The organism is Bradyrhizobium sp. STM 3566 (assembly GCF_045571445.1).
Classification (GTDB): domain Bacteria; phylum Pseudomonadota; class Alphaproteobacteria; order Rhizobiales; family Xanthobacteraceae; genus Bradyrhizobium; species Bradyrhizobium vignae.
Window position 1 is genome coordinate 7,314,707 of record NZ_CP120692.1, and the last position, 22,115, is coordinate 7,336,821.

20 protein-coding genes and 1 pseudogene are annotated in these 22,115 nt (G+C 64.4%); 8 read left to right on the forward strand and 13 right to left on the reverse strand.

The window, feature by feature from the left end; translation table 11 throughout:
• Positions 1-68: 68 nt before the first annotated feature.
• Positions 69-1,630, forward strand: a pseudogene (locus P6U27_RS34700) (AMP-binding protein).
• A 477-nt stretch (positions 1,631-2,107) separates the two neighbouring features.
• On the opposite strand, the gene P6U27_RS34705 reads toward P6U27_RS34700, so the two are convergent.
• From P6U27_RS34705 to P6U27_RS34735, 7 genes are all read right to left on the reverse strand, one after another.
• Positions 2,108-2,881 (reverse strand): thioesterase family protein, encoded by a 774-nt coding sequence (locus P6U27_RS34705; RefSeq protein ID WP_122405889.1) that lies wholly within the window; start codon positions 2,879-2,881, stop codon positions 2,108-2,110.
• 144 nt (positions 2,882-3,025) lie between these two features.
• The gene (locus tag P6U27_RS34710) at positions 3,026-3,994 is read right to left on the reverse strand and encodes a nitronate monooxygenase family protein (RefSeq protein ID WP_122405890.1); all 969 of its coding nucleotides are present in this window, start codon (positions 3,992-3,994) and stop codon (positions 3,026-3,028) included.
• Positions 3,995-4,258: 264 nt separating this feature from the next.
• Positions 4,259-5,659: an aspartate ammonia-lyase gene (locus P6U27_RS34715; RefSeq protein WP_122405891.1), complete on the reverse strand. Its 1,401-nt coding sequence runs from the start codon at positions 5,657-5,659 to the stop codon at positions 4,259-4,261.
• Positions 5,660-5,695: 36 nt separating this feature from the next.
• A complete protein-coding gene (locus tag P6U27_RS34720) occupies positions 5,696-6,214 on the reverse strand; it encodes a hypothetical protein (protein ID WP_209295512.1) in 519 nt (172 codons plus the stop codon).
• Positions 6,215-6,260: 46 nt separating this feature from the next.
• Positions 6,261-6,863: a YqaA family protein gene (locus tag P6U27_RS34725; RefSeq protein WP_208738470.1), complete on the reverse strand. Its 603-nt coding sequence runs from the start codon at positions 6,861-6,863 to the stop codon at positions 6,261-6,263.
• A gap of 45 nt (positions 6,864-6,908) precedes the next feature.
• On the reverse strand, positions 6,909-7,313 hold the full coding sequence (hisE, locus tag P6U27_RS34730; RefSeq protein WP_129142772.1) for a phosphoribosyl-ATP diphosphatase: 405 nt from the start codon (positions 7,311-7,313) through the stop codon (positions 6,909-6,911).
• A 109-nt stretch (positions 7,314-7,422) separates the two neighbouring features.
• Positions 7,423-7,788, reverse strand: coding sequence for a hypothetical protein (locus P6U27_RS34735; RefSeq protein ID WP_122405894.1), 366 nt, complete (start codon positions 7,786-7,788; stop codon positions 7,423-7,425).
• 229 nt (positions 7,789-8,017) lie between these two features.
• On the opposite strand from P6U27_RS34735, the gene P6U27_RS34740 reads away from it, so the two are divergent.
• From P6U27_RS34740 to P6U27_RS34765, 6 genes are all read left to right on the forward strand, one after another.
• Entirely contained in the window at positions 8,018-9,067 is a 1,050-nt protein-coding gene (locus tag P6U27_RS34740; RefSeq protein WP_407193433.1) for an ABC transporter substrate-binding protein, read from the forward strand.
• An 85-nt stretch (positions 9,068-9,152) separates the two neighbouring features.
• Positions 9,153-10,949 (forward strand): glucan ABC transporter ATP-binding protein/ permease, encoded by a 1,797-nt coding sequence (locus P6U27_RS34745; RefSeq protein WP_209295511.1) that lies wholly within the window; start codon positions 9,153-9,155, stop codon positions 10,947-10,949.
• A 289-nt stretch (positions 10,950-11,238) separates the two neighbouring features.
• Positions 11,239-12,711 (forward strand): D-alanyl-D-alanine carboxypeptidase family protein, encoded by a 1,473-nt coding sequence (locus P6U27_RS34750; RefSeq protein ID WP_209295510.1) that lies wholly within the window; start codon positions 11,239-11,241, stop codon positions 12,709-12,711.
• A gap of 193 nt (positions 12,712-12,904) precedes the next feature.
• Complete coding sequence (locus tag P6U27_RS34755) at positions 12,905-14,587, forward strand: long-chain fatty acid--CoA ligase (RefSeq protein ID WP_209295509.1); 1,683 nt, start codon at positions 12,905-12,907, stop codon at positions 14,585-14,587.
• Between the two features lie 17 nt (positions 14,588-14,604).
• Positions 14,605-15,159, forward strand: a complete 555-nt coding sequence (locus P6U27_RS34760; RefSeq protein ID WP_129142777.1) for a DUF924 family protein — start codon at positions 14,605-14,607, stop codon at positions 15,157-15,159.
• Between the two features lie 108 nt (positions 15,160-15,267).
• Positions 15,268-15,753 (forward strand): peroxiredoxin, encoded by a 486-nt coding sequence (locus P6U27_RS34765; RefSeq protein WP_407193434.1) that lies wholly within the window; start codon positions 15,268-15,270, stop codon positions 15,751-15,753.
• A 172-nt stretch (positions 15,754-15,925) separates the two neighbouring features.
• Here P6U27_RS34765 and rnhA read toward each other — a convergent pair whose 3' ends face one another.
• From rnhA to ispH, 3 genes are read right to left on the reverse strand one after another with little or no spacing between them, the layout of a single operon-like run.
• Positions 15,926-16,390, reverse strand: coding sequence for a ribonuclease HI (gene rnhA / locus P6U27_RS34770; RefSeq protein WP_122405901.1), 465 nt, complete (start codon positions 16,388-16,390; stop codon positions 15,926-15,928).
• Entirely contained in the window at positions 16,387-17,370 is a 984-nt protein-coding gene (locus P6U27_RS34775; protein ID WP_129142778.1) for a homoserine kinase, read from the reverse strand. The genes rnhA and P6U27_RS34775 overlap by 4 nt, the downstream gene beginning before the upstream one ends.
• A gap of 6 nt (positions 17,371-17,376) precedes the next feature.
• Positions 17,377-18,345 carry a 4-hydroxy-3-methylbut-2-enyl diphosphate reductase gene (ispH, locus tag P6U27_RS34780; RefSeq protein WP_122405903.1) on the reverse strand — a complete coding sequence of 323 codons (969 nt, stop codon included), beginning with the start codon at positions 18,343-18,345 and terminating at the stop codon, positions 17,377-17,379.
• A gap of 265 nt (positions 18,346-18,610) precedes the next feature.
• On the opposite strand from ispH, the gene P6U27_RS34785 reads away from it, so the two are divergent.
• Positions 18,611-19,303, forward strand: a complete 693-nt coding sequence (locus P6U27_RS34785; protein WP_164936786.1) for a DUF1013 domain-containing protein — start codon at positions 18,611-18,613, stop codon at positions 19,301-19,303.
• Between the two features lie 136 nt (positions 19,304-19,439).
• Here P6U27_RS34785 and P6U27_RS34790 read toward each other — a convergent pair whose 3' ends face one another.
• The 3 genes from P6U27_RS34790 to P6U27_RS34800 all read right to left on the reverse strand — a co-directional run bounded on the left by P6U27_RS34790 (position 19,440) and on the right by P6U27_RS34800 (position 22,077).
• The gene (locus tag P6U27_RS34790) at positions 19,440-19,646 is read right to left on the reverse strand and encodes a DUF6494 family protein (RefSeq protein WP_027575415.1); all 207 of its coding nucleotides are present in this window, start codon (positions 19,644-19,646) and stop codon (positions 19,440-19,442) included.
• A gap of 24 nt (positions 19,647-19,670) precedes the next feature.
• On the reverse strand, positions 19,671-19,940 hold the full coding sequence (locus P6U27_RS34795; RefSeq protein WP_122405905.1) for a hypothetical protein: 270 nt from the start codon (positions 19,938-19,940) through the stop codon (positions 19,671-19,673).
• 226 nt (positions 19,941-20,166) lie between these two features.
• Entirely contained in the window at positions 20,167-22,077 is a 1,911-nt protein-coding gene (locus P6U27_RS34800; protein ID WP_407120678.1) for a propionyl-CoA synthetase, read from the reverse strand.
• Between the last annotated feature and the right edge of the window lie 38 nt (positions 22,078-22,115).

The window sequence follows — 22,115 nt, forward strand, 5'->3', positions numbered from 1 at the left end:
GTCTCTGTGCTAGCGTCGTCAGCAACATTGGCACGCCAGAAGCCGATGACAAAGCAACGAGGAAACACATGTCTGATCCGCTCCACGCATCATCCCCGGCTTGCGCACAGACGCTACGGGCGCTGTCGCGCTATCCCGATCGCAACGCTTTCGCCTGGCCTGAGGGATCGCTGAGCTATCAGGGCACCATCGACCTGATCGGACGCATCCAGGGCGTTTTCATGCGGCTTGCATTAGAGCCCGGCGCGCGCGTCGCCTTCCTCACCGCGAACCGCGCCGATACCTGGTGCGCCGGCGTCGCCGCGCAACTGGCGCGGCTCTGCATCACCTGGCTGCATCCACTGGGATCGCTGGAGGACCAGCTGTTCCAGCTCGAGGATTCCGAGGCCGAGATGCTGGTGGTCGATGCGGTCGCCTTCCGTGACCGCGGCGGCGAGCTCGCTACGAGGGCGACCCGGCTGAAGGCGGTCTTCACCATGGGACCGGCCGACTATGGCACCGACCTGTTGCAGGCGATCGAGACCGGAGGCCATTTTAGCGCGCGATGCCTCGCCGGCTCTGACGACCTCTCCACGCTGAACTACACCGGTGGCACGACCGGCAAATCCAAGGGCGCGCTGCGCTACCACCGCGAAAATGCCGGAGCCGCTGCCGCGATCCTCGCCGACTTCGAAATCCCGGAGGGTGCGCGCTATCTGACGGTCGCCCCGATCAGCCATGTCGCCGGCACAAAGGTGCTGCCGACCCTGATGCGCGGCGGCAGAGTGCACATGCTGAAAAGCTTCGATCCCGAAGCCGTGCTGGCCACGATCGCACGCGAGCGCATCAATTTCACGCTGCTCGTGCCGACCATGATCTATGTGCTGCTCGATCAGCCCGCGCTCGGCAAGACCGATTTGTCCTCGCTCGAGCTCGTGCTCTATGGCGCCTCCGCGATGTCGCCGACCCGGCTAGTCGAAGGCATCGAACGCATCGGCCCGGTGTTCTCGCAGCTCTACGGCCAGACCGAATGCTATCCGATCTCGGTGCTGCGCAAATCTGATCATGACCCCAAGAACCCGGAGCTGTTCCTGTCCTGCGGCTTCCCGATCGCGGCGTGCGAGGTCAAGATCCTCGACGACAACGACCGGGAAGCGAAGACCGGCGAGGCCGGCGAGATCTGCGTGCGCGCCCCGCATGCGATGGCGAAATACTGGAGCGGCCGGACATCACCGCCGAGACGCTGAAGAACGGCTGGGTCCACACCGGCGACATCGCGCGGAGGGACGAACGCGGCTACATTTGCATCCTCGACCGCAAGAAGGACATGATCGTCTCCGGTGGCTTCAACATCTTCCCGCGCGAGGTCGAGGACGTGCTGTCGCAGCACGCCGACGTCGCGATGGTCGCGGTTGTCGGCATTCCCGACGAGAAATGGGGCGAAGCCGTTACCGCCATCATCGTACCGCGTGACGGCGCAAGGCCCGATCCGGACGAGCTGATTAATCTCGTGAAGACGCGAAAGGGCTCGGCGCATGCGCCGAAACAGATCCAGTTCGTCAAGCAACTGCCGATGACCGGCGTCGGCAAGGTCGACAAGAAGGTGCTGCGCGCGGGCTTCTGGAGCGGGCGGGACCGGATGGTGGGGTAAAAACCCCGGGATCTTACGGTGTCGTTGTGGCCCCGGCACCACAGCGGGCAACGGAGTGCGCGTCGGCGATGCCCACCCGATTGCCGGCGAATCAGGGAATCACCTAGACCGCTGATGGGGCTGGGAAGCGGAGTAAGACATGAGAGTCGCTTCCCTGGAAAGTGCAGTCGCCGCGGTTACGTTGATCACGGCTATCATCGTGGTGCTGTGGGAGATCAAGATCTTCTACGGTCTGTGAACTGGCAGGATGGCAAGCATCCCTTCCGCGGCGGCGGAAGCCTGCCGTTCAATTGGTCCACGCGGCCGCAAGCCTCCGCATATTCGACACAGCGACCACACAATAGATGTCATCGCCCGCTTGACCGGGCGATCCAGTACGCCGAGACGCCTGTGATTCAACAGGTAGGCCGCGGCGTACTTCATGCCCCGGCCAAGCCGGTGCATGACAGCGAAAGTGATACGCTGGCGTCGCGCTCCTTACCGTTTCTCGATCACCAGGCTCTGCACGGCGCGGCCGAAATAGCCCTGCCTGTCCGCCAGCCGCGACATCGCAAGACCCGCGCCGTCAGGGCCGATCCAGGAATCGCCATCGAGCAAAATCCACTCGCCGATCGGCTGGCGCGCAAAGCTCACGGTGAGATCGGCGTTGATGTAGGTCCAGGCGCGGAAGTCGAGCGAGGAGGCGGTGCCGTTGGAGAAGTCGGCGGCGACCACCGCGCGCATCGCCTGCGAGACCGCTTCACCGGCGATCAGGGGGTGGTCGACGCGAAACCAGATCGCGCCGGCACCGGCCTGGCCGAAGCGGCCGCGCGCGGCACGCATCGACACCGATCGCACGAACGGGCTGGTGGCGGCGTGACCGTCCTCGACCAGCGAGTCCTCTGGAGACGGCAGCGTGATCGGCAGCTCCTTGACCTCGTCCGGCAGCGCCTGGGCCTGTCGCCTGATCTTGAGCACGGTGGCGCCGACCACCTGCACGCCGTCGGCGAGCAGCTTGATTTCGCAGAGCTGGATCTTGCGGCCCTCGCGCAGGACCTCAGTCGCAATCGTGAGCGGCGCGACCGGCACCGGGCGCATCAGATCGATGGTGACGCGCGCGATGTCCATCGCGACTGGCGTCGGGATCCGTTCGGCCGCCCACGTCACCAGCGAGGCCGGTGCCGAGCCGTGCTGCATGCGCCGGTCCCAGGGACCGGCGGCATCCGGACTGGTGACGACGCTGTTGCCTTCGACGCGGTAGATGGGAGACATTTGGTACTCACTCTCACGGCGCGTTCCCCGGACGCCGCGCAGCGCGTAAGCGGTGCGCTGCTGAGCCGGGGTCCAGTCGTTGCGCGATGGGTCCCGGCTCGGCGGCGCGGCACTTCGCGCCGCACCACGTCCGGGACACGGCAATCACAACGGCGGATCGATCGCTTCGTCGTATTCCTTCTTGAAGCGCGCGATCAACTCGGCGGCCGGCACGACCTTGTCGATGCTGCCGATGCCCTGGCCCGAGCCCCAGATTTCCTTCCAGGCCTTCGGCTTGGCGCGCTCGCCGGAGGCGTCGGTGCCGAAATTCATCTTGGAGGGATCGGACGTCGGAAGATTCTCCGGATCCATGCCGGCGGCGAGGATGGAGGGCTTCAGATAGTTGCCGTGCACGCCGGTGAAGAGGTTGGAGTAGACGATGTCGTCGGCGCTCGAGCCCGCGATCATTTCCTTGTACTTCTCGACGGCATTGGCCTCCTTGGTCGCGATGAAGGCCGAGCCGATATAGGCGAAGTCGGCGCCGAGGATGCGTGCGGCGCGAATCGCCTTGCCATTGCCGATCGCCCCGGACAGCGCAATCGGGCCATCGAACCATTTTCGCGTTTCTGCGACGAAAGCCAGCGGCGAGATGGTGCCGGCATGGCCGCCGGCACCGGCTGCGACCAGGATCAGGCCGTCGGCGCCCTTCTCAATCGCCTTGTGCGCGAATTTCTGGTTGATCACGTCGTGGAAGACGATGCCGCCCCAGCCGTGCACGGCCTGGTTCAGCTCTTCGCGCGCGCCGAGCGAAGAGATGATCATCGGCACCTTGTACTTGGCGCAGAGCTGCATGTCGTGATCGAGCCGGTTGTTCGACTTGTGCACGATCTGGTTGACGGCGAACGGCGCCGACGGCTTGTCGGGATGCGCGCGGTCATAGGCCGCAAGCTCTTCGGTGATCCGCGCCAGCCATTCGTCGAGCAATTCCGGCGGCCGCGCATTCAGCGCTGGAAACGAGCCGACCACACCCGCCTTGCACTGCGCGATCACGAGATCGGGCACCGAGACGATGAAGAGCGGCGAGCCGATCACGGGGATCGACAGGCGCCCTTTGAACAAGGCAGGCATGGACATTGCGGAACGATCCTCTTCTGGCGGTCAAACTGGAGTTGGGAGCCATACCAACAAGGCAATCTTTCCACTGTCAAGTATTGCGTTTTGGCGCCGCAGCGGATGCAGTTACCGCAATTCCAAGCAGCGGAATTCTTACTCATCCGCCTCCTCCGTCATTGCGAGCGCAGGGAAGCAATCCAGACTGTCTCCGCGGAGGGACGCTGGATTGCTTCGTCGCAAGAGCTCCTCGCAATTGTGCGAGGCGAGAGCTGCGGATGACAGCCCCTACCCAATCAAATCCGGGTTGATCAGCCGCTCGAACGAGAACATCTCGTCCCATTTCTCCTGCGTCAGCAGCTTGCGCTCGACCACGACGATCTGGTGCAGCGACTTGCCGCTCTTGTAGCCCTCGCGGGCGATCTCGGCGCATTGCTTGTAGCCGAGCAGCGGCTTCAGCACGGTGACGATGCCGAGCGAGTTCAGCACCATATTGCGGGTGTGCTCCTCGTTGGCGGTGATGCCGACGACGCAATTCTCGCGCAGGCTGTTGACCGCGCGCTCCATGGTGCGGATCGAGAAGAACAGCGCGAACGAGATCACCGGCTCCATCACGTTGAGCTGGAGCTGGCCCGCCGAGGCCGCCAGCGTCACCGTGGTGTCGAGGCCGATGACCAGGAAGCTGGTCTGGTTGACCACCTCCGGGATCACCGGATTGACCTTGCCGGGCATGATCGAGGAGCCCGGCTGCAGCTGCGGCAGGTTGATCTCGTTGAGGCCGGCGCGCGGGCCCGACGCGAGCAGGCGGATGTCGTTGCAGATCTTTGTCAGCTTGCTCGCCGTGCGCTTCAGGACGCCTGAGAGCTGCACATAGGCGCCGGTGTCGGAGGTCGCTTCGACGAGATCGCCGGCGAGCACGAAGTCGACGCCGGTGAGCGCGCCGAGGTGGCGAACGGCGAGCTTGGGATAGCCGACCGCGGCCGTGACCGAAGTGCCGATCGCGGTGGCACCGAGATTGATCTCGCGCAGCAGCGCGCGTGCCTCCGAGATGCGATCGACCTCCTCGCCGATCGTGGTGCCCCAACCGCGGAACTCGGCTCCCAGCGACATCGGTACCGCGTCCTGCAGATGGGTGCGACCCATCTTCAGCACGCGGTCGAACTCGCGCCCCTTGGCGAAGAAGGCCTCCTGGAGCTGGCGCAGCGCCGTCATGTAGCTCTCGAGCCGCAGGATCAGCGCCAGCCGGAAGGCGGTCGGATAGGTGTCGTTGGTCGACTGGCCGTAATTGACGTGATCGTTGGGGCTGACGTGCTGGTAGTCGCCCTTGGTGAAGCCCAGCGATTCCAGCGCGAGGTTGGCGATCACCTCGTTGGCGTTCATGTTGGTCGAGGTGCCGGCACCGCCCTGGATGAAGTCGGTGACGAACTGATCCATCATGTCGCCGGCGATGACGCGGTCGCAGCCGACGATGATGGCATCCGCGACCTTGGCGTCGATCGCGCCGAGATCACGATTGGCCATGGCGGCAGCCTTCTTGACGTAGCCAAGCGCCTTCACGAAGTAGGGCTCCTGGCTCATCGGAATACCGGTGATGTGGAAGTTCTCCTTACCCCGGATGGTCTGGACGCCGTAATAGATGTCGTCGGCGATCTCACGCTGTCCGAGGAAGTCGTGCTCCGTCCGGCTCATGGGCGCTCCTTGTTGCTTGTGCGCTGGGCCATCACGTCAATTCTGGCACAGCGCACTGGTCACGAAAGTATCGGTGCGGCAATCATCCGGCTTACGTTGCCTGCCCGGGATGAGAACCTTGGCCGAGCATTTCTCTGCGGAGTCGGCGTTGAGGCTCTTGCCTTCCTTGTAACCCTTGCCCTGGCAGAGCTGGTCGGCGGCCTGCTTGCAGTCGGGCGCGCCGTTGGACGAGACCGGGCAGACCACGCGCCCCGACACCATGGTCGAGGGCTTGGCCAGCCGCGACAGGTCGTTCATGGTCTCGCTCGGGCTTTTGATCGGCGGCAGAATCGAGGGCAGCTTGTCGAACAGCTTGCCCATTTCATTGATCAGCCCGGGATTCTCCTCGTGCGCCGGCGGCGCCGATGGAGCGGGTGTCGATCCCTGCTCCTGGAGGCCGAGCGCCGGCGGGGCGGATTGTGTCCACCCTGTCCCGCCGCCACCGAGCAGAAGCAGCATCGCTGCTGACGTCAGCGTCCCGAACCGCATGGCCGGATTGCCGGATCGAACCATCATGACGGCAACCGTAACCGAAGCCGGCGCGGCGGCAAAGCCGCTGGCGCTAGATCAGCTTGATGGCCACCACGAAGCCGAGCACCAGCACCGCGGCGCCGATCGCAACCCACAGGCCGAGATGCTTCTCGATCCGGACCCGGATCCAGTCGCCATAGCGGTTGAGCAGGATCGCCACGACGAAGAAGCGTCCGCCGCGCGCGACGATCGAGCACAGGACGAACAGGACGATGTTGTAACCGGCAAAGCCCGAGGTGATCGTGACGAGCTTGTAGGGGATCGGCGTCAGCCCCTTGAGCAGGATGATGATCGCACCCCATTCCGCATAGGAGGCGCGGAAGGCGTCGACCTTGTCGCCGAGGCCGTAGACCTGGATCAGCCATTGGCCGACCGAGTCGAACAGCAGCGCGCCGATGGCGTAGCCGACGATGCCGCCGACCACCGATGTGATGGTACAGACCATTGCATAGATCCAGGCGCGCTTTGGGCGCGCCAGCGACATCGGGATCAGCATCACGTCCGGCGGGACCGGAAAGAAGGAGCTTTCTGCAAAAGCCACGGCGCCCATGATCCAGAGCGCGTAGGGCTTGTGGGCGGCGTCGATGCACCAGTCGTAGATACGTTTCAGCATGGCGCCGCGATGAAGCACCATGAGACGGATTTGTCCATGCCGAGATTGAGGCGATTTTTGACGTTTCTAGTGGCGCTTGCGCCCGGCGCGGCCTTCGAGCGCGACAATTGGCCGCCGAGAGGCCATGCGCGGTGACGCGACTTTGGGCAGCTTCATCGGCGACTTCGGCAGCTTCTCGGCAATACCGAGCAAGTCTTCTCGCCGCGTCATTTCCCGCCAGACGTCCTCCGGACGTACTCCGGCCGAAGCCCACAGCACGGTGAGGTTGTAGAGCAGGTCGGCGCTTTCACGGATCACGGCCTCACTATCGCCATTGACCGCATCGATGACGACTTCAATGGCCTCTTCGGCCAGCTTCTTCGCCATTTTGGAGGGCCCACGCTGAAACAGCCGGGCCGTCCGCGATGTTGCCGGATCGAGATCCCTGGCCGCGAGCACAGCCAGATATAGCCGCTCAAGCGAATCACTCATGGTACTCAAAACTACTCTAAACAAATGGCGGGCGTGTTAACGCGCGGCAATAAAAGCAGAAAACAGGCCGGCGCGGCAAGCGCGACGGCCTGTCATGGTCACCCTTCGGCTAGTAGCAGTTCTGATAGTAGCCCTGGCCGCAGAACTCGGACGGTGCCGTACCGCCATAGCGCTGATACGGGAAGTTCGGGCCTGGACCATAATACGGCCCATAGGCAGGGGCGCTGTAATAGACGGGACCGCCGTAATAGCCATAGCCCGGACCGTAGTCATAGGCGTAGGCGTCACGGCTTGCGGCGATGGCAAGACCGGTGCCGATGGCGGCGAAAGCCGCGGCAGCAGCCGCGCCACCGCCACCATGCCAGTGGCGGCCGCCCGCATATGACGCAGTCGGGGCGATTGTGGTCAGCGCCAGCACCGCGGCCGTGGCAAGAACGGCCTTTCGGCCCGCAAACTTGGAGAATCGCTCGAACATGTCTTGGGCCCTCCTTTGGGACCTGGAATCGACGCCTGCGGACAGGCTCATGCCTCTCAAACCCGCAGTACCTAAGTTGGGTTCCCCAACCCCAACACGAGCTGAACGGGGTTGCGTAATCGTGACGCAACCGCCGCTCATCCGCCGTTCATGTTGGCGCGCGCACGCTTGCCGCGGGCCGGCGCTGCAAGCGTCACGAAACCATAACAATGCGGGACCGGCGCAATCGATGTCAGGATTCAAGACGATCGCCCTTCACGGCCTGCTGGCCCTTGCAATCTCGTTCGCAGCATTGATTGCGTGCGAGGCCACGGGGGCCGAGAGCGGCGTCCCCTCCACAGCGATCCACTTCACCTTCGACCGTCCCATCGATGCGAGCATGGCGCCGTTCTTCCTTGCGGCGAAGGACGGCGGCTTCGGCGCCGAGCGTCTCAACGTGTCCTTCAACAGTGCGAGCGGATCGCCGGAGGCGCTCGCACGCGTCGCCAAGGGAGACAGCGAGCTTGCGCTCGTCGACATCAACGAGCTGATCCGCTTCCGTGACAAGGACGACGTGGCGCCGGTCAAGGCGGTGTTCGTGCTGTTCAACCGCGCTCCCTATGCGATCGTCGCGCGCAGGAGCCGCGGCATCCACCTCCTGCCCGATCTCGACGGCAAGACCGTCGGCGTTGCCGACAACGATCTGTCGATGCGGCTATGGCAGGCCCTGGCGCAGCAGAACGGCATCAAGGCATCACGCGTCAAATTCCACAAGATCGGCGCGGCGGTACGCGAGCCGATCCTGTCCGCGGGCCAAGTTGATGCGGTCGCCGGCTTCAGCTTTCTCTCGGCGGTGAATCTGCGCGACCGCGGCGTGCCCGGAGCCGATCTCGTCGTGCTGCGCTATGCGGATTATGGCTGCGAAGCCTATGGCTTTGCCGTGGTGGTCAATCCGGCCTTCGCCACAGCAAAGCCGGACGCCGTGAAGGGCTTCGTTCGCGCGTTGATCGCGGGCATCAATGCCACCGTCAGGGAGCCGGGGCGTGCGGCGGAGGAGGCGGCGAGCCGCATCGAAGACGGTGACCGCAACCTCGAGCTGGAGCGCCTGCGCACCGTCCTCGCCGACAACATCCTGACCGATGAGGTCAAGCGCAACGGCCTCGGCGGCGTCGAGCCCGCGCGCCTGGAGCGCTCGATCGACCAGATCGCGCAGGACTTCAAATTCCGCAAGCGGCCGATGGCGCGCGACGTCTTCGACGACCAGTTCCTGCCGGCGGTGGCGGAGCGGCTGATCAATTGAGAAAAACTGACGGCTTCCGCTATATCTCACGCGCGATCCCTGGTTAGAATACGGGCTCCGTTATCCGCTCGAGTTCGTCGTCCGCATGTCCGTGCTCCGTCTCTACACCCGCGTTCTCGAGCTGCTCGGCAAGGAGGCGCGGCTGGGCTGGCTGCTCGCGGTCGCCAATCTCCTGCTCGCGGGCTCGCAATTCGCCGAGCCTGTGCTGTTCGGCCGTATCGTCGACGTGCTCTCGGGCAAGACGGTGGCCGGATCGAACTCGGCCTGGCCATTCCTGGCCGCCTGGGTCGCGTTCGGGCTCTTCACCATCGCGTGCAGCGCGCTCGTGGCCTTGCAGGCCGACCGGCTCTCGCACCGCCAGCGCCAGGCGGTGCTGACCGACTATTTCGAGCACATTCTGCAACTGCCGTTGACCTTCCACTCCGGTACCCATTCGGGCCGGCTGATGAAGGTGATGCTCAACGGCACGGATGCGCTGTGGCGGCTATGGCTCGGCTTCTTCCGCGAGCACTTTGCCGCGATCCTTTCGGTCGTGGTGCTGCTGCCACTGTCGCTGTACCTGAACTGGCGGCTCGCGATCCTGCTGTTCGTGCTCTGCATCGTCTTCACCGCACTGACGACCTTCGTGGTGCGCAAGACCTTCGGCATGCAGATGGAGGTCGAGGAGCATTACAGCGAGCTCTCCGCGCGCGCCTCCGACGCGCTCGGCAACGTCGCGCTGGTGCAGAGCTTCGTCCGCGTCGAATCCGAGGTCAAAGGGCTGCGCTCCGTCGCCGACGAGTTGCTGGCCGCGCAGATGCCGGTGCTGTCCTGGTGGGCGCTCGTCACCGTCATCACGCGCGCCTCCACCACCATCACCGTGCTCGCGATCTTCACCCTCGGCATCGCGCTGCACGACCAGGGGCTCACCTCGGTCGGCGAGATCGTGATGTTCGTGAGCTTTGCGACACTTTTGATCCAAAAGCTCGAGCAGGTCGTGAGCTTCATCAACAACGTGTTCATGGAAGCCCCGCGCCTGCGCGAGTTCTTCAATGTGCTCGACGCCGTGCCCGCGGTCCACGACAGGCCCGACGCGATCGATGCCGGCAGGTTGTCCGGCCTCGTCGAGTTCCACGACGTCACCTTCTCCTATGACGGCAAGCGCCCTGCGGTCGAGGACCTCTCCTTCACCGCACTGCCCGGTCAGACCATCGCACTGGTCGGCCCGACCGGTGCCGGCAAGTCGACGGCAATTGCGCTCTTGCATCGCGCTTTCGATCCACAATCCGGGGTCATCAAGATCGACGGCATGGACGTGCGCGGCGTCACGCTGACCTCGCTGCGGCGGAATATCGGCGTGGTGTTCCAGGAAGCGCTGCTGTTCAACCGCTCGATTGCGGAGAACTTGCAGGTCGGCAAGCCCGACGCGACCGAGGCCGAGATGCGCGAAGCTGCCGAGCGCGCGCAGGCGCTCGAATTCATCGAGCGCAGCGGTGGCTTCGAGATCAATGCCGGCGAGCGCGGCCGCATGCTGTCCGGTGGCGAGCGCCAGCGCCTGTCCATCGCCCGCGCGCTGCTGAAAGATCCGCCGATCCTGATCCTGGACGAAGCGACCAGCGCGCTCGACGCCGTCACCGAGGCCAAGGTGAATGCCGCTCTCGACGAAGTGATGAAGGGCCGCACCACTTTCGTGATCGCCCATCGCCTCTCCACCATCCGCAACGCCACGCGGATCCTGGTGTTCGAGAACGGCCGGGTGATCGAAAGCGGAACTTTCGATGAACTCGTGGCGAAAGGCGGCCATTTCGCCGAGCTCGCCAGGGCCCAGTTCATGGTCCAGGAGAACGCACGGGCCAGCGTGACGGCGGCCGAGGCTGCCGCGACGGCCGCCAAATCCCCCTAGCGCGATGCGATCAGGATCAATCGTCATCGCGCTTTAGGTTATTGTTTGAGCATGATCTTTTCGGAAAACCGCTGCACGCTTTTTCCGGATCATGCTCCAGCAAGTCCCCACAGCATCGTCGAAATTCGGCCCATTTCATTGCGGAATACCGTGCCCATCCCCCTATTATCGACGCACCAGCCGGTATAGGTTTGCCACGCCGCAAGCGGCGGCGCCGGATTTCAGAATCGACAATCAGATCACGAGAGCCGTCCGTATCAGGCGGATCTCCAAGGACCGGAATCGGATAGTGCACGCCCTTCGCCCGCTGCTTCGCAAACTTCTGTTCAAACTGTTCGCTGCGACGCTCGCATGTGCCGCAGTGCTCGCGCCGCGCGCGGCGAGCGCAGAAGCGCTGCTGCTGATCGAGGCCGACAGCGGCAAGGTCCTACAGGCCGATAACGCGACCGTCCCGTGGTACCCGGCCTCCGTCACCAAGATCATGACCGCCTATGTCACCCTGAAGGCGGTCAAGGACGGCAGGCTGACGCTCGACACGCTGCTCACGGTCTCGCCGACCGCGGCCTCGCAATCGCCCTCGAAGATGGGATTTCGCCCGGGAACGCAGGTCACCGTCGACAACGCGCTGAAGATGATGATGGTCAAGTCGGCGAACGACATGGCCGTGGTGCTCGCCGAAGGCGTCGGCGGCTCGATCGACGGCTTCTCCGCGATGATGAACGACACCGCAAAAAAGCTCGGCATGACGCAGACGAGCTACGTCAATCCGAACGGCCTGCCCGCCGACGGCCAGATCACGTCGGCGCGTGACCTCGGCATTTTGGCGCGCTCGTTCCTGCGCGACCTCCCGGAATACGAATATTTCGTGCACATCCCGGCGATCCGGTTCGGCAAGCGCGTCACCGGCAATTTCAACAAGCTGATCGGCCGCTATCCCGGCGCCGACGGTTTCAAGACCGGCTTCATCTGTGCCTCCGGCTACAACCTCGTCGCCTCGGCCACGCGCAACGGCCGCAGGCTAATTGCGGTGGTGCTGGGCGCCAATTCCGGCACGGCGCGCGCGGTGAAGGCCGCGCAGCTGCTCGAGCGCGGCTTCGCTCAAGACAACCTCACCTGGCTGCGCCCTTCGCTCGGCACCGTCGAAAATCTCGTGCCGGTCGACGCCACTCCGCCGAATCTGCGCGACGAGATGTGCGGCGGCCATCGCAAGCGGCCGGCCACCGACGACGACGATGCGCTGATTGCGGCCGGTGGCGGGACGACCGGATCGGCCTCCGCCACCGGCGGCGAGGCCCAGGTCACCTTCTTCACGGCGGGCCTGCAGCCGCCGCTGATGAAGGCTTCCGAGCTGATGGCCTCGGCCCCCGCGGCGGTCGAACCCGTGCTGGTCTATACCGGCCCGACCCGCACCGGCACCGCGCTGATCGCGGCGGTCGCGGCCGACGCCGACCAGCAGACCGCGTCCAAGCCACGTGGCAAGAAGTCGCGCGTCGCCAAGAAGCCCGACGCGGCCGACAAGCCGACGGACAAGCCCAAGGACACCAAGACGGCGGCGGCGAAACCGAACGCCAAGCAGGCCGACGGCAAGAGCGACGGTAGGACCGCGGCCAAGCCGGCGCCCACCAAGCCGGCCGGAGCCAAGCATGCTGCGGCCAAACCTGCCGAGAAGCCTGCGGCAAGCGGCGATCAGGCGGCGAAGCCTGCCAAGCCCAAGGCTACAACGAAGCCCGCCGCTGCCGCCAAGCCGGCGAACAACAGTTAACGTCCCCTGGGCATTCGCATGGTAGCCCGCGCTTCGCACCTGCGGCAGCGCGGTTTGCGACGATTCCAGTAGCTGCGACCCGACCTTTGCCCTAAGCCACGACGGCTTGCCACCCGTTCCGGCAAGCTGGATACTGGCGGCAATGCGGCAAGCCCGAGACACAACGGGCTCTGATCAATGAGGGGAGTCTTCCATGGAGCGCATCTGGCTCAAGCAATATCCGCCCGGCGTGCCCGCCGATATCGAGCCGACGCAATACACATCGCTGGTCGACCTGCTGGAGGAGAGCTTCACCAAGTTCGCCGACCGCAAGGCGTTCATCTGCATGGATAAGTCGATCAGCTATCGCGACCTCGACCAGATGTCGATCGCGCTCGCCGCCTACCTGCAGGGCCGCGGACTGCAACGCGGCGCCCGTGTTGCCATCATGATGCCGAACGTGCTGCAATATCCGGTCGCGACCGCCGCCGTGCTGCGCGCCGGTTTCGCCGTGGTGAACGTCAATCCGCTCTATACCCCGCGCGAGCTCGAGCATCAGCTCGAGGATTCCGGCGCCGAAGCGATCATCGTGCTGGAGAACTTCGCTCACACGGTCGAGCAAGTGATCGCCAAGACGCAGGTCAAGCACGTCATCGTCGCCAGCATGGGCGACTTGCTGGGCTTCAAGGGCGTGATCGTCAATCTCGTCGTCCGCCGGGTCAAGAAGATGGTACCAGCCTGGTCGCTACCGGGGGCGGTGGCCTTCAACGACGCGCTGTCGGCCGGACGCGGCATGACCTTCAACAAGCCCAAGCTGTCGCCCGGCGACGTCGCCTTCCTGCAATATACCGGCGGCACCACCGGCGTCTCCAAGGGCGCCACGCTGCTCCATCGCAACATCGTCGCCAACGTCCTGCAGAACGACGCCTGGCTCCAGCCGGCGCTCGCCGCGCCGCCGCATGTCGACCAGCTCATGATCGTCTGCGCGCTGCCACTCTATCACATCTTCGCGCTGACGGCCTGCTACCTGTTGGCGGTGCGCGCCGGCGGCTGCAATCTCCTGATCCCGAACCCGCGCGACATTCCCGGCTTCATCAAGGAATTGGCGAAATACCAGGTCAACAGCTTCCCGGCCGTGAACACGCTCTACAACGGGTTGATGCACCATCCCGATTTCAAGAAGCTCGACTTCTCCAAGCTGAAGATCTCCAACGGCGGCGGCATGGCGGTGCAGCGCCCCGTCGCCGATCAGTGGAAGGCGCTCACCGGCTGCTTCATTGCCGAAGGTTACGGCCTGTCGGAGACCTCGCCGACGCTGACCTGCAATCCGGCGACGGCAACGGAGTTCACGGGTACGATCGGCATTCCCGTGCCTTCGACCTGGATCTCGATCCGCGACGACGACGGCAACGAAGTCCCGCTCGGCCAACCCGGCGAGATCTGCGCCAAGGGCCCGCAGGTCATGTCCGGCTACTGGAACAGGCCGGAAGAAACCGCCAAGGTGATGACCGCCGACGGATATTTCCGCACCGGCGATATCGGCGTGATGGACGAGAAGGGCTACACCAAAATCGTCGACCGCAAGAAGGACATGATCCTGGTCTCCGGCTTCAACGTCTATCCCAACGAGATCGAGGAAGTGATCGCGAGCCATCCGGGCGTACTGGAATGCGCCGTGATCGGCATCCCCGATTCCAAGTCGGGCGAAGCGGTGAAGGCCTTCGTGGTGAAGAAGGATCCGAACCTCACCGCGGAAGCCGTGATCAAGTTCTGTCACGAGCAGCTCACCGGCTACAAGGTGCCCAAGCACATCGAATTCCGCAACGACCTGCCGAAGACCAATGTCGGCAAGATCCTGCGCCGACAGCTTCGCGACGAGAAGGCGGAAGCGGCGTAAGGCGACGCCTCTGGCCGATGACTGAGGTTGGCGACATCGAGCCATCAAGCATTCTCGCCTTCTGGCGCGAGGGCGGCCGCGAGCGCTGGTATAAGCGCGACGATGCTTTCGATGCCGAGATCAGGCGCCGCTTTCTCGCCCTGTGGCAGAAGGCGGTCGCCGGTGAACTCGGAGCATGGGAGACAACGGACGAGGGCGCGCTGGCGCTCGTCATCGTGCTCGACCAGTTTCCCCGCAACATGTTCCGCGGCACGCCACAAACCTTTGCCAGTGACGCGCAGGCACGCGACGTCGCCCGCCGCGCCATCGGTCGAGGCGTCGACCGCAGGCTCGATCCCATGCTGCTCGAATTCCTCTATTTGCCCTTCATGCATTCCGAGCACCTGGCTGACCAGCTGCACTGCGTCGCGCTGTTTCAAAACACCGACAATGCCGAGAACCTGAAATACGCTCGCGAGCACGCCGACATCATCCGGCGGTTCGGCCGCTTTCCCCACCGCAACCGCCTCCTCGGTCGCGACACGACGGAGGAAGAGCAGGCCTTCCTCGATCATGGTGGATTTTCCGGCTGATGACATCATGGTGAACGGCCGCCGCCTTCGCCGCTTCCGCCGCCGGCAATATTGTGCAGGTCCGCCGCCCGGTCTAAAAAGCGGGACCGATTTTCAGGGAGACTGACGATGGCGATCCAGATTGGCGACAAGCTGCCCGAGGCGAAATTCCGCGTGATGACGGCGGAAGGCCCGCAGGTGAAGAGCACCGACGATATCTTTAAGGGCAAGAAGGTGGCGCTGTTCGCGGTGCCCGGCGCCTACACCGGCACCTGCCACAAGATGCATCTGCCGAGCATCTTCCTCAAGGCCTATGCCATGAAGGACAAAGGGGTCGACACCATCGCCATCGTCTCGGTCAACGATGCCTTCGTGATGAACGCCTGGAAGCGCGACACCGACCAGCGCGATGAGGCCGTCTTCCTGGCCGATGGCAATGCCGACTTCACCAAGGCGATCGGCATGGAGCTGGATGCCTCCGCCAACGGTCTGGGCATTCGCTCCAAGCGCTATTCGATGCTGGTCGAGGATGGCGTGGTGAAGAAGCTGAACCTCGAAGCGATGCCCGGCAAGGTCGAGGTCTCCGGCGGGGATACGCTGCTCGGGCAGCTCTGAGCCATACGCGCAGTTCTTAGCCGCAAATGACACTGTCATGCCCCGGTCAAGCCAGGCTTGACCGGGGCATCCAGTACCGTGAGACCTCTCGGCTGAATCACAACTGCCTCTGGGATACTGGATCGCCCGCCTCGCGGGCGATGACAGTTGAGAATGAGGCAACGACGGTGCGCTACTCCCTCACTCTCTGCTGCAAGCGCGCCATCGCGACGCCGTCGCGCGCCAGCTGATCGGCGCGTTCGTTCTCGGGGTGACCGGCGTGGCCCCTGACCCAGTGCCAGCGGACCTCGTGCTGCTTCAGCGCGGCATCGAGACGCTGCCATAGCTCGACATTCTTCACCGGCTTCTTGTCGGCGGTGCGCCAGCCGTTGCGCTTCCAGCCGAAGATCCAGCCGGTGATGCCCTGCCGGACATACTGGCTGTCGGTGTAGAGATCGACCTTGCACGGCTTCTTCAGCGCCTCGAGCGCGGAGATCGCCGCCATCAGCTCCATCTGGTTGTTGGTGGTGTGTGGCTGGCCGCCGTTCAGCTCCTTTTCCTTGTCGCCGAACTTCAGGATCGCGCCCCAGCCGCCCGGCCCTGGATTTCCCGAGCAGGCACCATCGGTATAGATCGTGACATTGGGAAGCTCGCTCACGCCACCAGCCCCGACGGCGTCAGCCCATAGTCGCGCGCGCTCGTCACGCTTTGGTGGAAGCGCAGCTTGCGAACATATTCCAATGGATCCTTCGGCTTGACCAGCGCGCCCGGCGGCACGTTGAGCCAGTCGACCAGCCGCGTCAGCAGGAAGCGGATCGCAGCACCGCGCGCCAGCAGCGGCAGCGCCGCCTCTTCCGCCTCTGTGAGCTTTCGCACGCGGCCATAGGCGTTGAGGAAGGCGCGCGCCTTGGTGACGTTGAAGGAGTGATCCGGCTCGAAGCACCAGGCGTTGAGGCAGATCGCGACGTCATAGGCCAGCATGTCGTTGCAGGCGAAGGTGAAGTCGATGATCCCCGAGAGCTTGTCGCCGAGAAAGAAGACGTTGTCGTTGAAGAGGTCGGCGTGGATCACGCCCTCGGGCAGGTTGGTCGGCCAGATGCCGCTGGAGAGATGATCGAGCTCGGCGGCGAGGAATGCGCGCAGGCCCGGCTGCACCTCGTCGGCCCGGCCCGATGCCGCGTCGAACAGCGGCCGCCAGCCCGAGACCGACAGCGCATTGGCACGCCGGACCGCGAAATTGGCGCCGGCAAGATGCATCCGGGCCAACCCCTCGCCGACGCCGGCGCAATGGGTCGCGTTCGGCTTGCGCGGCCAGACGCCCTCGAGAAAGGTGATGATCGCGGCGGGGCGGCCCGACAGCTCGCGCAGCGCCTCGCCGTCGCGTCCCTTCACCGGCAACGGGCAATTGACGCCGTGCTCGGCGAGATGCGTCATCAGCGCAAGGAAGAACGGCAAATCGTTCTTCGCCACGCGCTTCTCGTAGAGCGTGAGGATGAACGACCCCTGGCTGGTGTGCAGCAGGAAGTTGGAGTTTTCGACGCCCTCGGCGATGCCCTTGTAGGAGAGCAATTCGCCGAGATCGTATTGCTTCAGGAAATCCGCAAGCTCGTCGGCGGCGACGTCGGTATAGACCGCCATAAAAGTCTACTCGGCGGCAGCTTCAGGGCGCACCTGACGCGGCAGCGGGAAGAACTCGTTCTCTTCCGCGGCCGAGACCGTCTCCACATGCAGCGTGTAGCGCTCGGCGAAGGCGTCCATGATCTCCTCGACGATCACTTCCGGCGCGGAGGCGCCCGCGGTGATGCCGAGGCTGGCGATGTTGCCGAACTTGCCCCAATCGATGTCGGTGGCACGCTGCGCCAGCACCGCGATCTTGCAGCCCTCGCGCTCGGCGACCTCGCGCAGACGCTGCGAGTTCGACGAATTGGGGGCACCGACAACGATGAGCGCGTCCACCACCGGCGCCACCTTCTTGACCGCGAGCTGGCGGTTGGTGGTGGCGTAGCAGATGTCTTCCTTGTGCGGCCCGTTGATGTTCGGGAAGCGCTCCTTGAGCAGTGCCACGATCTCCGCGGTGTCGTCGATCGACAGCGTGGTCTGGGTCACGAAGGCGAGATTGTCGGGGTCCTGCGGCGTGATGGTCTTGGCGTCCTCGGCAGTCTCGATCAGGGTCACGGCGCCAGGCGGAAGCTGGCCGAGCGTGCCGACCACCTCGGGATGGTGGGAATGGCCGATCAGGAAGATCTCCCGGCCGCGCTTGAAGTGGATCGCAGCCTCGCGGTGCACCTTGGTCACCAACGGGCAGGTCGCATCCAGCGAGAACAGATTGCGGGACTGGGCATCGGCCGGAACCGACTTCGGCACGCCGTGGGCCGAGAACACCACCGGAGCGGTGGTATTTTCCGGGATCTCCGCGAGCTCCTCGACGAAGATGGCGCCCTTCTTCTTCAACCCATCGACGACGTACTTGTTGTGCACAATCTCATGGCGAACATAGACGGGGGCGCCGTACTTATCGAGTGCCCGTTCCACGGTGTCGATCGCCCGGACCACCCCGGCACAGAAACCACGGGGAGAACAAAGCACGATCTTGAGGTCTGGTTTGGCTGACATTGAGCGATCTCGGGACCGAATCACCCGTTTCGCCTTCTGGCGGGGGGCGGTCGATGGATGGAATAGGGCTTAAAGCTGTCGGCTTGAACCTTACAGCAGTTCAAAGGGAATTGGGCCCCCTTTCAGGCGGTGTCAAGGCACTATCTATAGCAGAACCATTGCATGGCTACCCCCTCCGGGCTTATATAGCGCGAATTCCCTGTCATCGCTGATGACCACCGGTTTCGCCTCCAGAGGGGTGGGCGAAGCACAAAGGAGATTTGCCATGAGCAACGCACCTCTGATGCCCAAGGCGACCGCCGTCTGGCTGCTCGACAACACCGCGCTGACCTTCGACCAGGTCGCCGATTTCACCAAAATGCACCCCCTCGAGGTGCGCGCCATCGCCGACGGCGACGCCGCCCAGGGCATCAAGGGCATGGATCCCCTCTCCAACGGCCAGCTGACCCGCGAGGAGATCGAGAAGGGCGAGAACAACCCGGATTACCGGCTCCGCCTCCAGGAGAGCAAGGTGGTGCTGCCGCCCCAGCCCAAGCGCAAGGGACCGCGTTACACCCCGGTCTCGCGTCGCCACGAGCGTCCAAGCGCGATCCTCTGGCTGCTGCGCAACCATCCGGAGCTCAAGGACGCCCAGATCATGCGCCTGGTCGGCACCACCAAGAGCACGATCGCCAGCGTACGCGATCGTACCCACTGGAACACCTCGTCCCTGACCCCGATCGACCCCGTCACCCTCGGCCTCTGCTCGCAGATCGAGCTCGATTTCGAGGTACAGCGAGCCGCCAAGGAAAAGCCGATCGACGCAACCTATGGCGGTGCGACCCTGCTGCCGGCCTCCGAGACCACCCGCAAGGACGAGTACGAGCCCGCGGAGAAATCCAGCGACGATCTCAACGTCGACGCCGTGTTCGCCAAGCTGAAGACGCTCGGCGGCAAGAAGCAGGAGGAAGAGGAGTAACTCTCCTCTGTCGGTTCGCTTTCGAATCCGGTTTGAACGCGGCGGGCCGACCCGCCGCGTTTTTATTTGGGCTTGCGATCTAGATCGCGCCGATTGTCGGCGCGGGAGTCGTATGTGCGGCTCGCCGAACGGCGGATCACCCCAGCTCGATTGTGTCGTTGATCTCGTGGACGAGTCCGACGTTGTCGATCGTCAGCACCATCTTCGCGTTGAGTTTCTCGTGGCCCTTGATCCGGCCCGCCGCGATCGCGTCGCGCACGGCCTTCTCGATCTCGCGCTGCGAGGTGACACCGACTTGCTTCAGGAATTTACGCAGGCTGGTGTTGAACTGGTCTTCGTTCATGACGGCCTCGTAGGCTGGGGCGGCTCACGGCCGCTCGGGATGGTTCAGCATGTATTCGCCGAGATCGCGCTGGCGGCGGTCGGCGCGGGCGATGGCGGCATTGCGCTGGACGTCGCGGTCCTTGCGGCAGGCCACGTATTCCGGCGAGCCCTGGGCATAGCCCCGGCCCTGACAGACCGCGTCGTCGTCGTCGCCGCCCATCGCCACCGGCGTCTGGTAGCGTGCCGAGCAGGCGGAGAGAGCGATGGCGAGCAGCATAGCTGCAAGCAGGCGCGGCACGGTGGCAAGTGGCATACGAGGTCCCCTGTTGGCCGGCCCTGTTTAGCGCGGAATGCGGAGAATGTAAGTCCTTGGCCGCCGTTGCTCACGCGCTGTCATTCCCCGGGAATCCAGTACGCCGCAGCGGTCATTGGCTCACACAACAGCCGCGGAGTACTGGATCACCCGCTTTCGCGGGTGATGACAGCTGAGGTTGGAGGGACGGCCTCGCGCCTCACGCGTATGATGACCGCGGACTTCCTCACACCCGTCCCTTCAACGCCTCCCCGATCTCGTCGAGTGCCTTGGGATCTTCGATCGTCGCCGGCATGGTCCAGGATTCGCCATCGGCGATCTTCTTGATGGTGCCACGCAGGATCTTTCCGGAGCGCGTCTTGGGCAGGCGGCCGACGGTGATGGCGAGCTTGAAGGCGGCGACCGGGCCGAGCTTGTCGCGCACCAGCGCGACGATCTCCTTCTCGATCTCGGCAGGCGGGCGCTTCACGCCGGCCTTGAGCACCAGGAAGCCACAGGGCACCTCGCCCTTGATCGCGTCCTTGACGCCGAGCACGGCGCATTCGGCGACGTCGGGATGCGAGGCCAAGATCTCCTCCATGCCGCCGGTGGAGAGCCGATGGCCGGCGACGTTGATGATGTCGTCGGTGCGGCCCATGACGAAGACATAGCCGTCCTCGTCCTTGTAGCCGGCATCAGAGGTCTTGTAGTAGCCGGGGAATTCGCTGAGGTATGCCTCCTTGAAGCGCTCGTCCTGATTCCACAGCGTCGGCAGGCAGCCCGGCGGCATCGGCAGCTTGATGACGATCGAGCCCATGGTGTTGGGCCCCACTGGCTTTGCCGCTTCATCGACGACATCGACCTGGTAGCCCGGCATCGGCACCGTCGGCGAGCCGTGCTTCACCGGCAGCATGCCGAGTCCGACCGGATTGCCGGCGATGCACCAGCCGGTCTCGGTCTGCCACCAATGGTCAATCACCGGCACGTTGAGCTGCTGCTCCGCCCATTCCACCGTCGGCGGATCGGCACGCTCGCCGGCGAGGAACAGCGTGCGGAATTTGGAGAGATCGTACCGCCGGATGAACGTTCCTTCGGGATCCTCTTTCCGGATCGCGCGGAACGCGGTCGGCGCGGTGAAGAAGGCCACCGCCTTGTGCTCGGAGATCACGCGCCAGAATGCGCCGGCATCGGGCGTGCCGACCGGCTTGCCCTCGTACATGATCGAGGTCGCGCCATGCAGCAGCGGCCCGTACACGATGTAGCTGTGGCCGACCACCCAGCCGATGTCGGAGCCGCACCACCAGACCTCACCCGGCTTGACGCCATAGAGGTTGAACATCGACCATTCCACCGCGACGAGATGACCGCCATTGTCGCGCACGACGCCCTTTGGCACGCCGGTCGTGCCGGAGGTATAGAGGATGTAGAGCGGATCGGTGGCCGCAACAGGCACGCAAGGTGCCTTCTTGCCGTCGTTCATCGCCTTGCGGCGCAGGCTTGCCCAGTCGTAGTCGCGGCTTGGCGTCATCTCACAGGTGAGCTGCGGACGCTGCAGCACGATGCAGGCTTTCGGCTGGCTGCCGGCAAGCCTGATCGCCTCGTCGAGCAGCGGCTTGTACTGCACGATGCGGCCGGGTTCGATGCCGCAGCTCGCGGAAAGGATGAGCTTCGGCTGCGCATCGTCGATCCGTGTGGCGAGTTCTTTCGCGGCAAAGCCGCCGAACACCACGGAGTGCACCGCGCCGAGCCGCGCGCAGGCGAGCATCGCGACCACCGCCTCCGGCACCATCGGCATGTAGAGAATGACGCGATCGCCCTTGCCGACACCGAATTCCTGCATGATGGCGGCGAGCGCCTGGACCTCGTTCAGCAGTTCGGCATAAGTGAGTTTGGTGACCGAATTGGTCAAGGGCGAATCATGGATCAGCGCGACCTGGTCGGCGCGGCCGCGTTCGACGTGGCGGTCGAGCGCGTTGTAGCAGGTGTTGACGATACCGCCGGCAAACCAGCGGCCATAGGGTCCTTGCGAGGGATCGAAGATCTTCTTCGGCGGCTCGATCCAGTCGATCTCCTTGGCCGCCTCGCCCCAAAAGCCTTCGGGATCGGCCAGCGAGCGCGCATGGACCTCATGATAACGGCTCTTTCCCTGGACGTTCATTTCGCGCTCCCGTTCCCTTTATGGCCTGGCCCCGACCC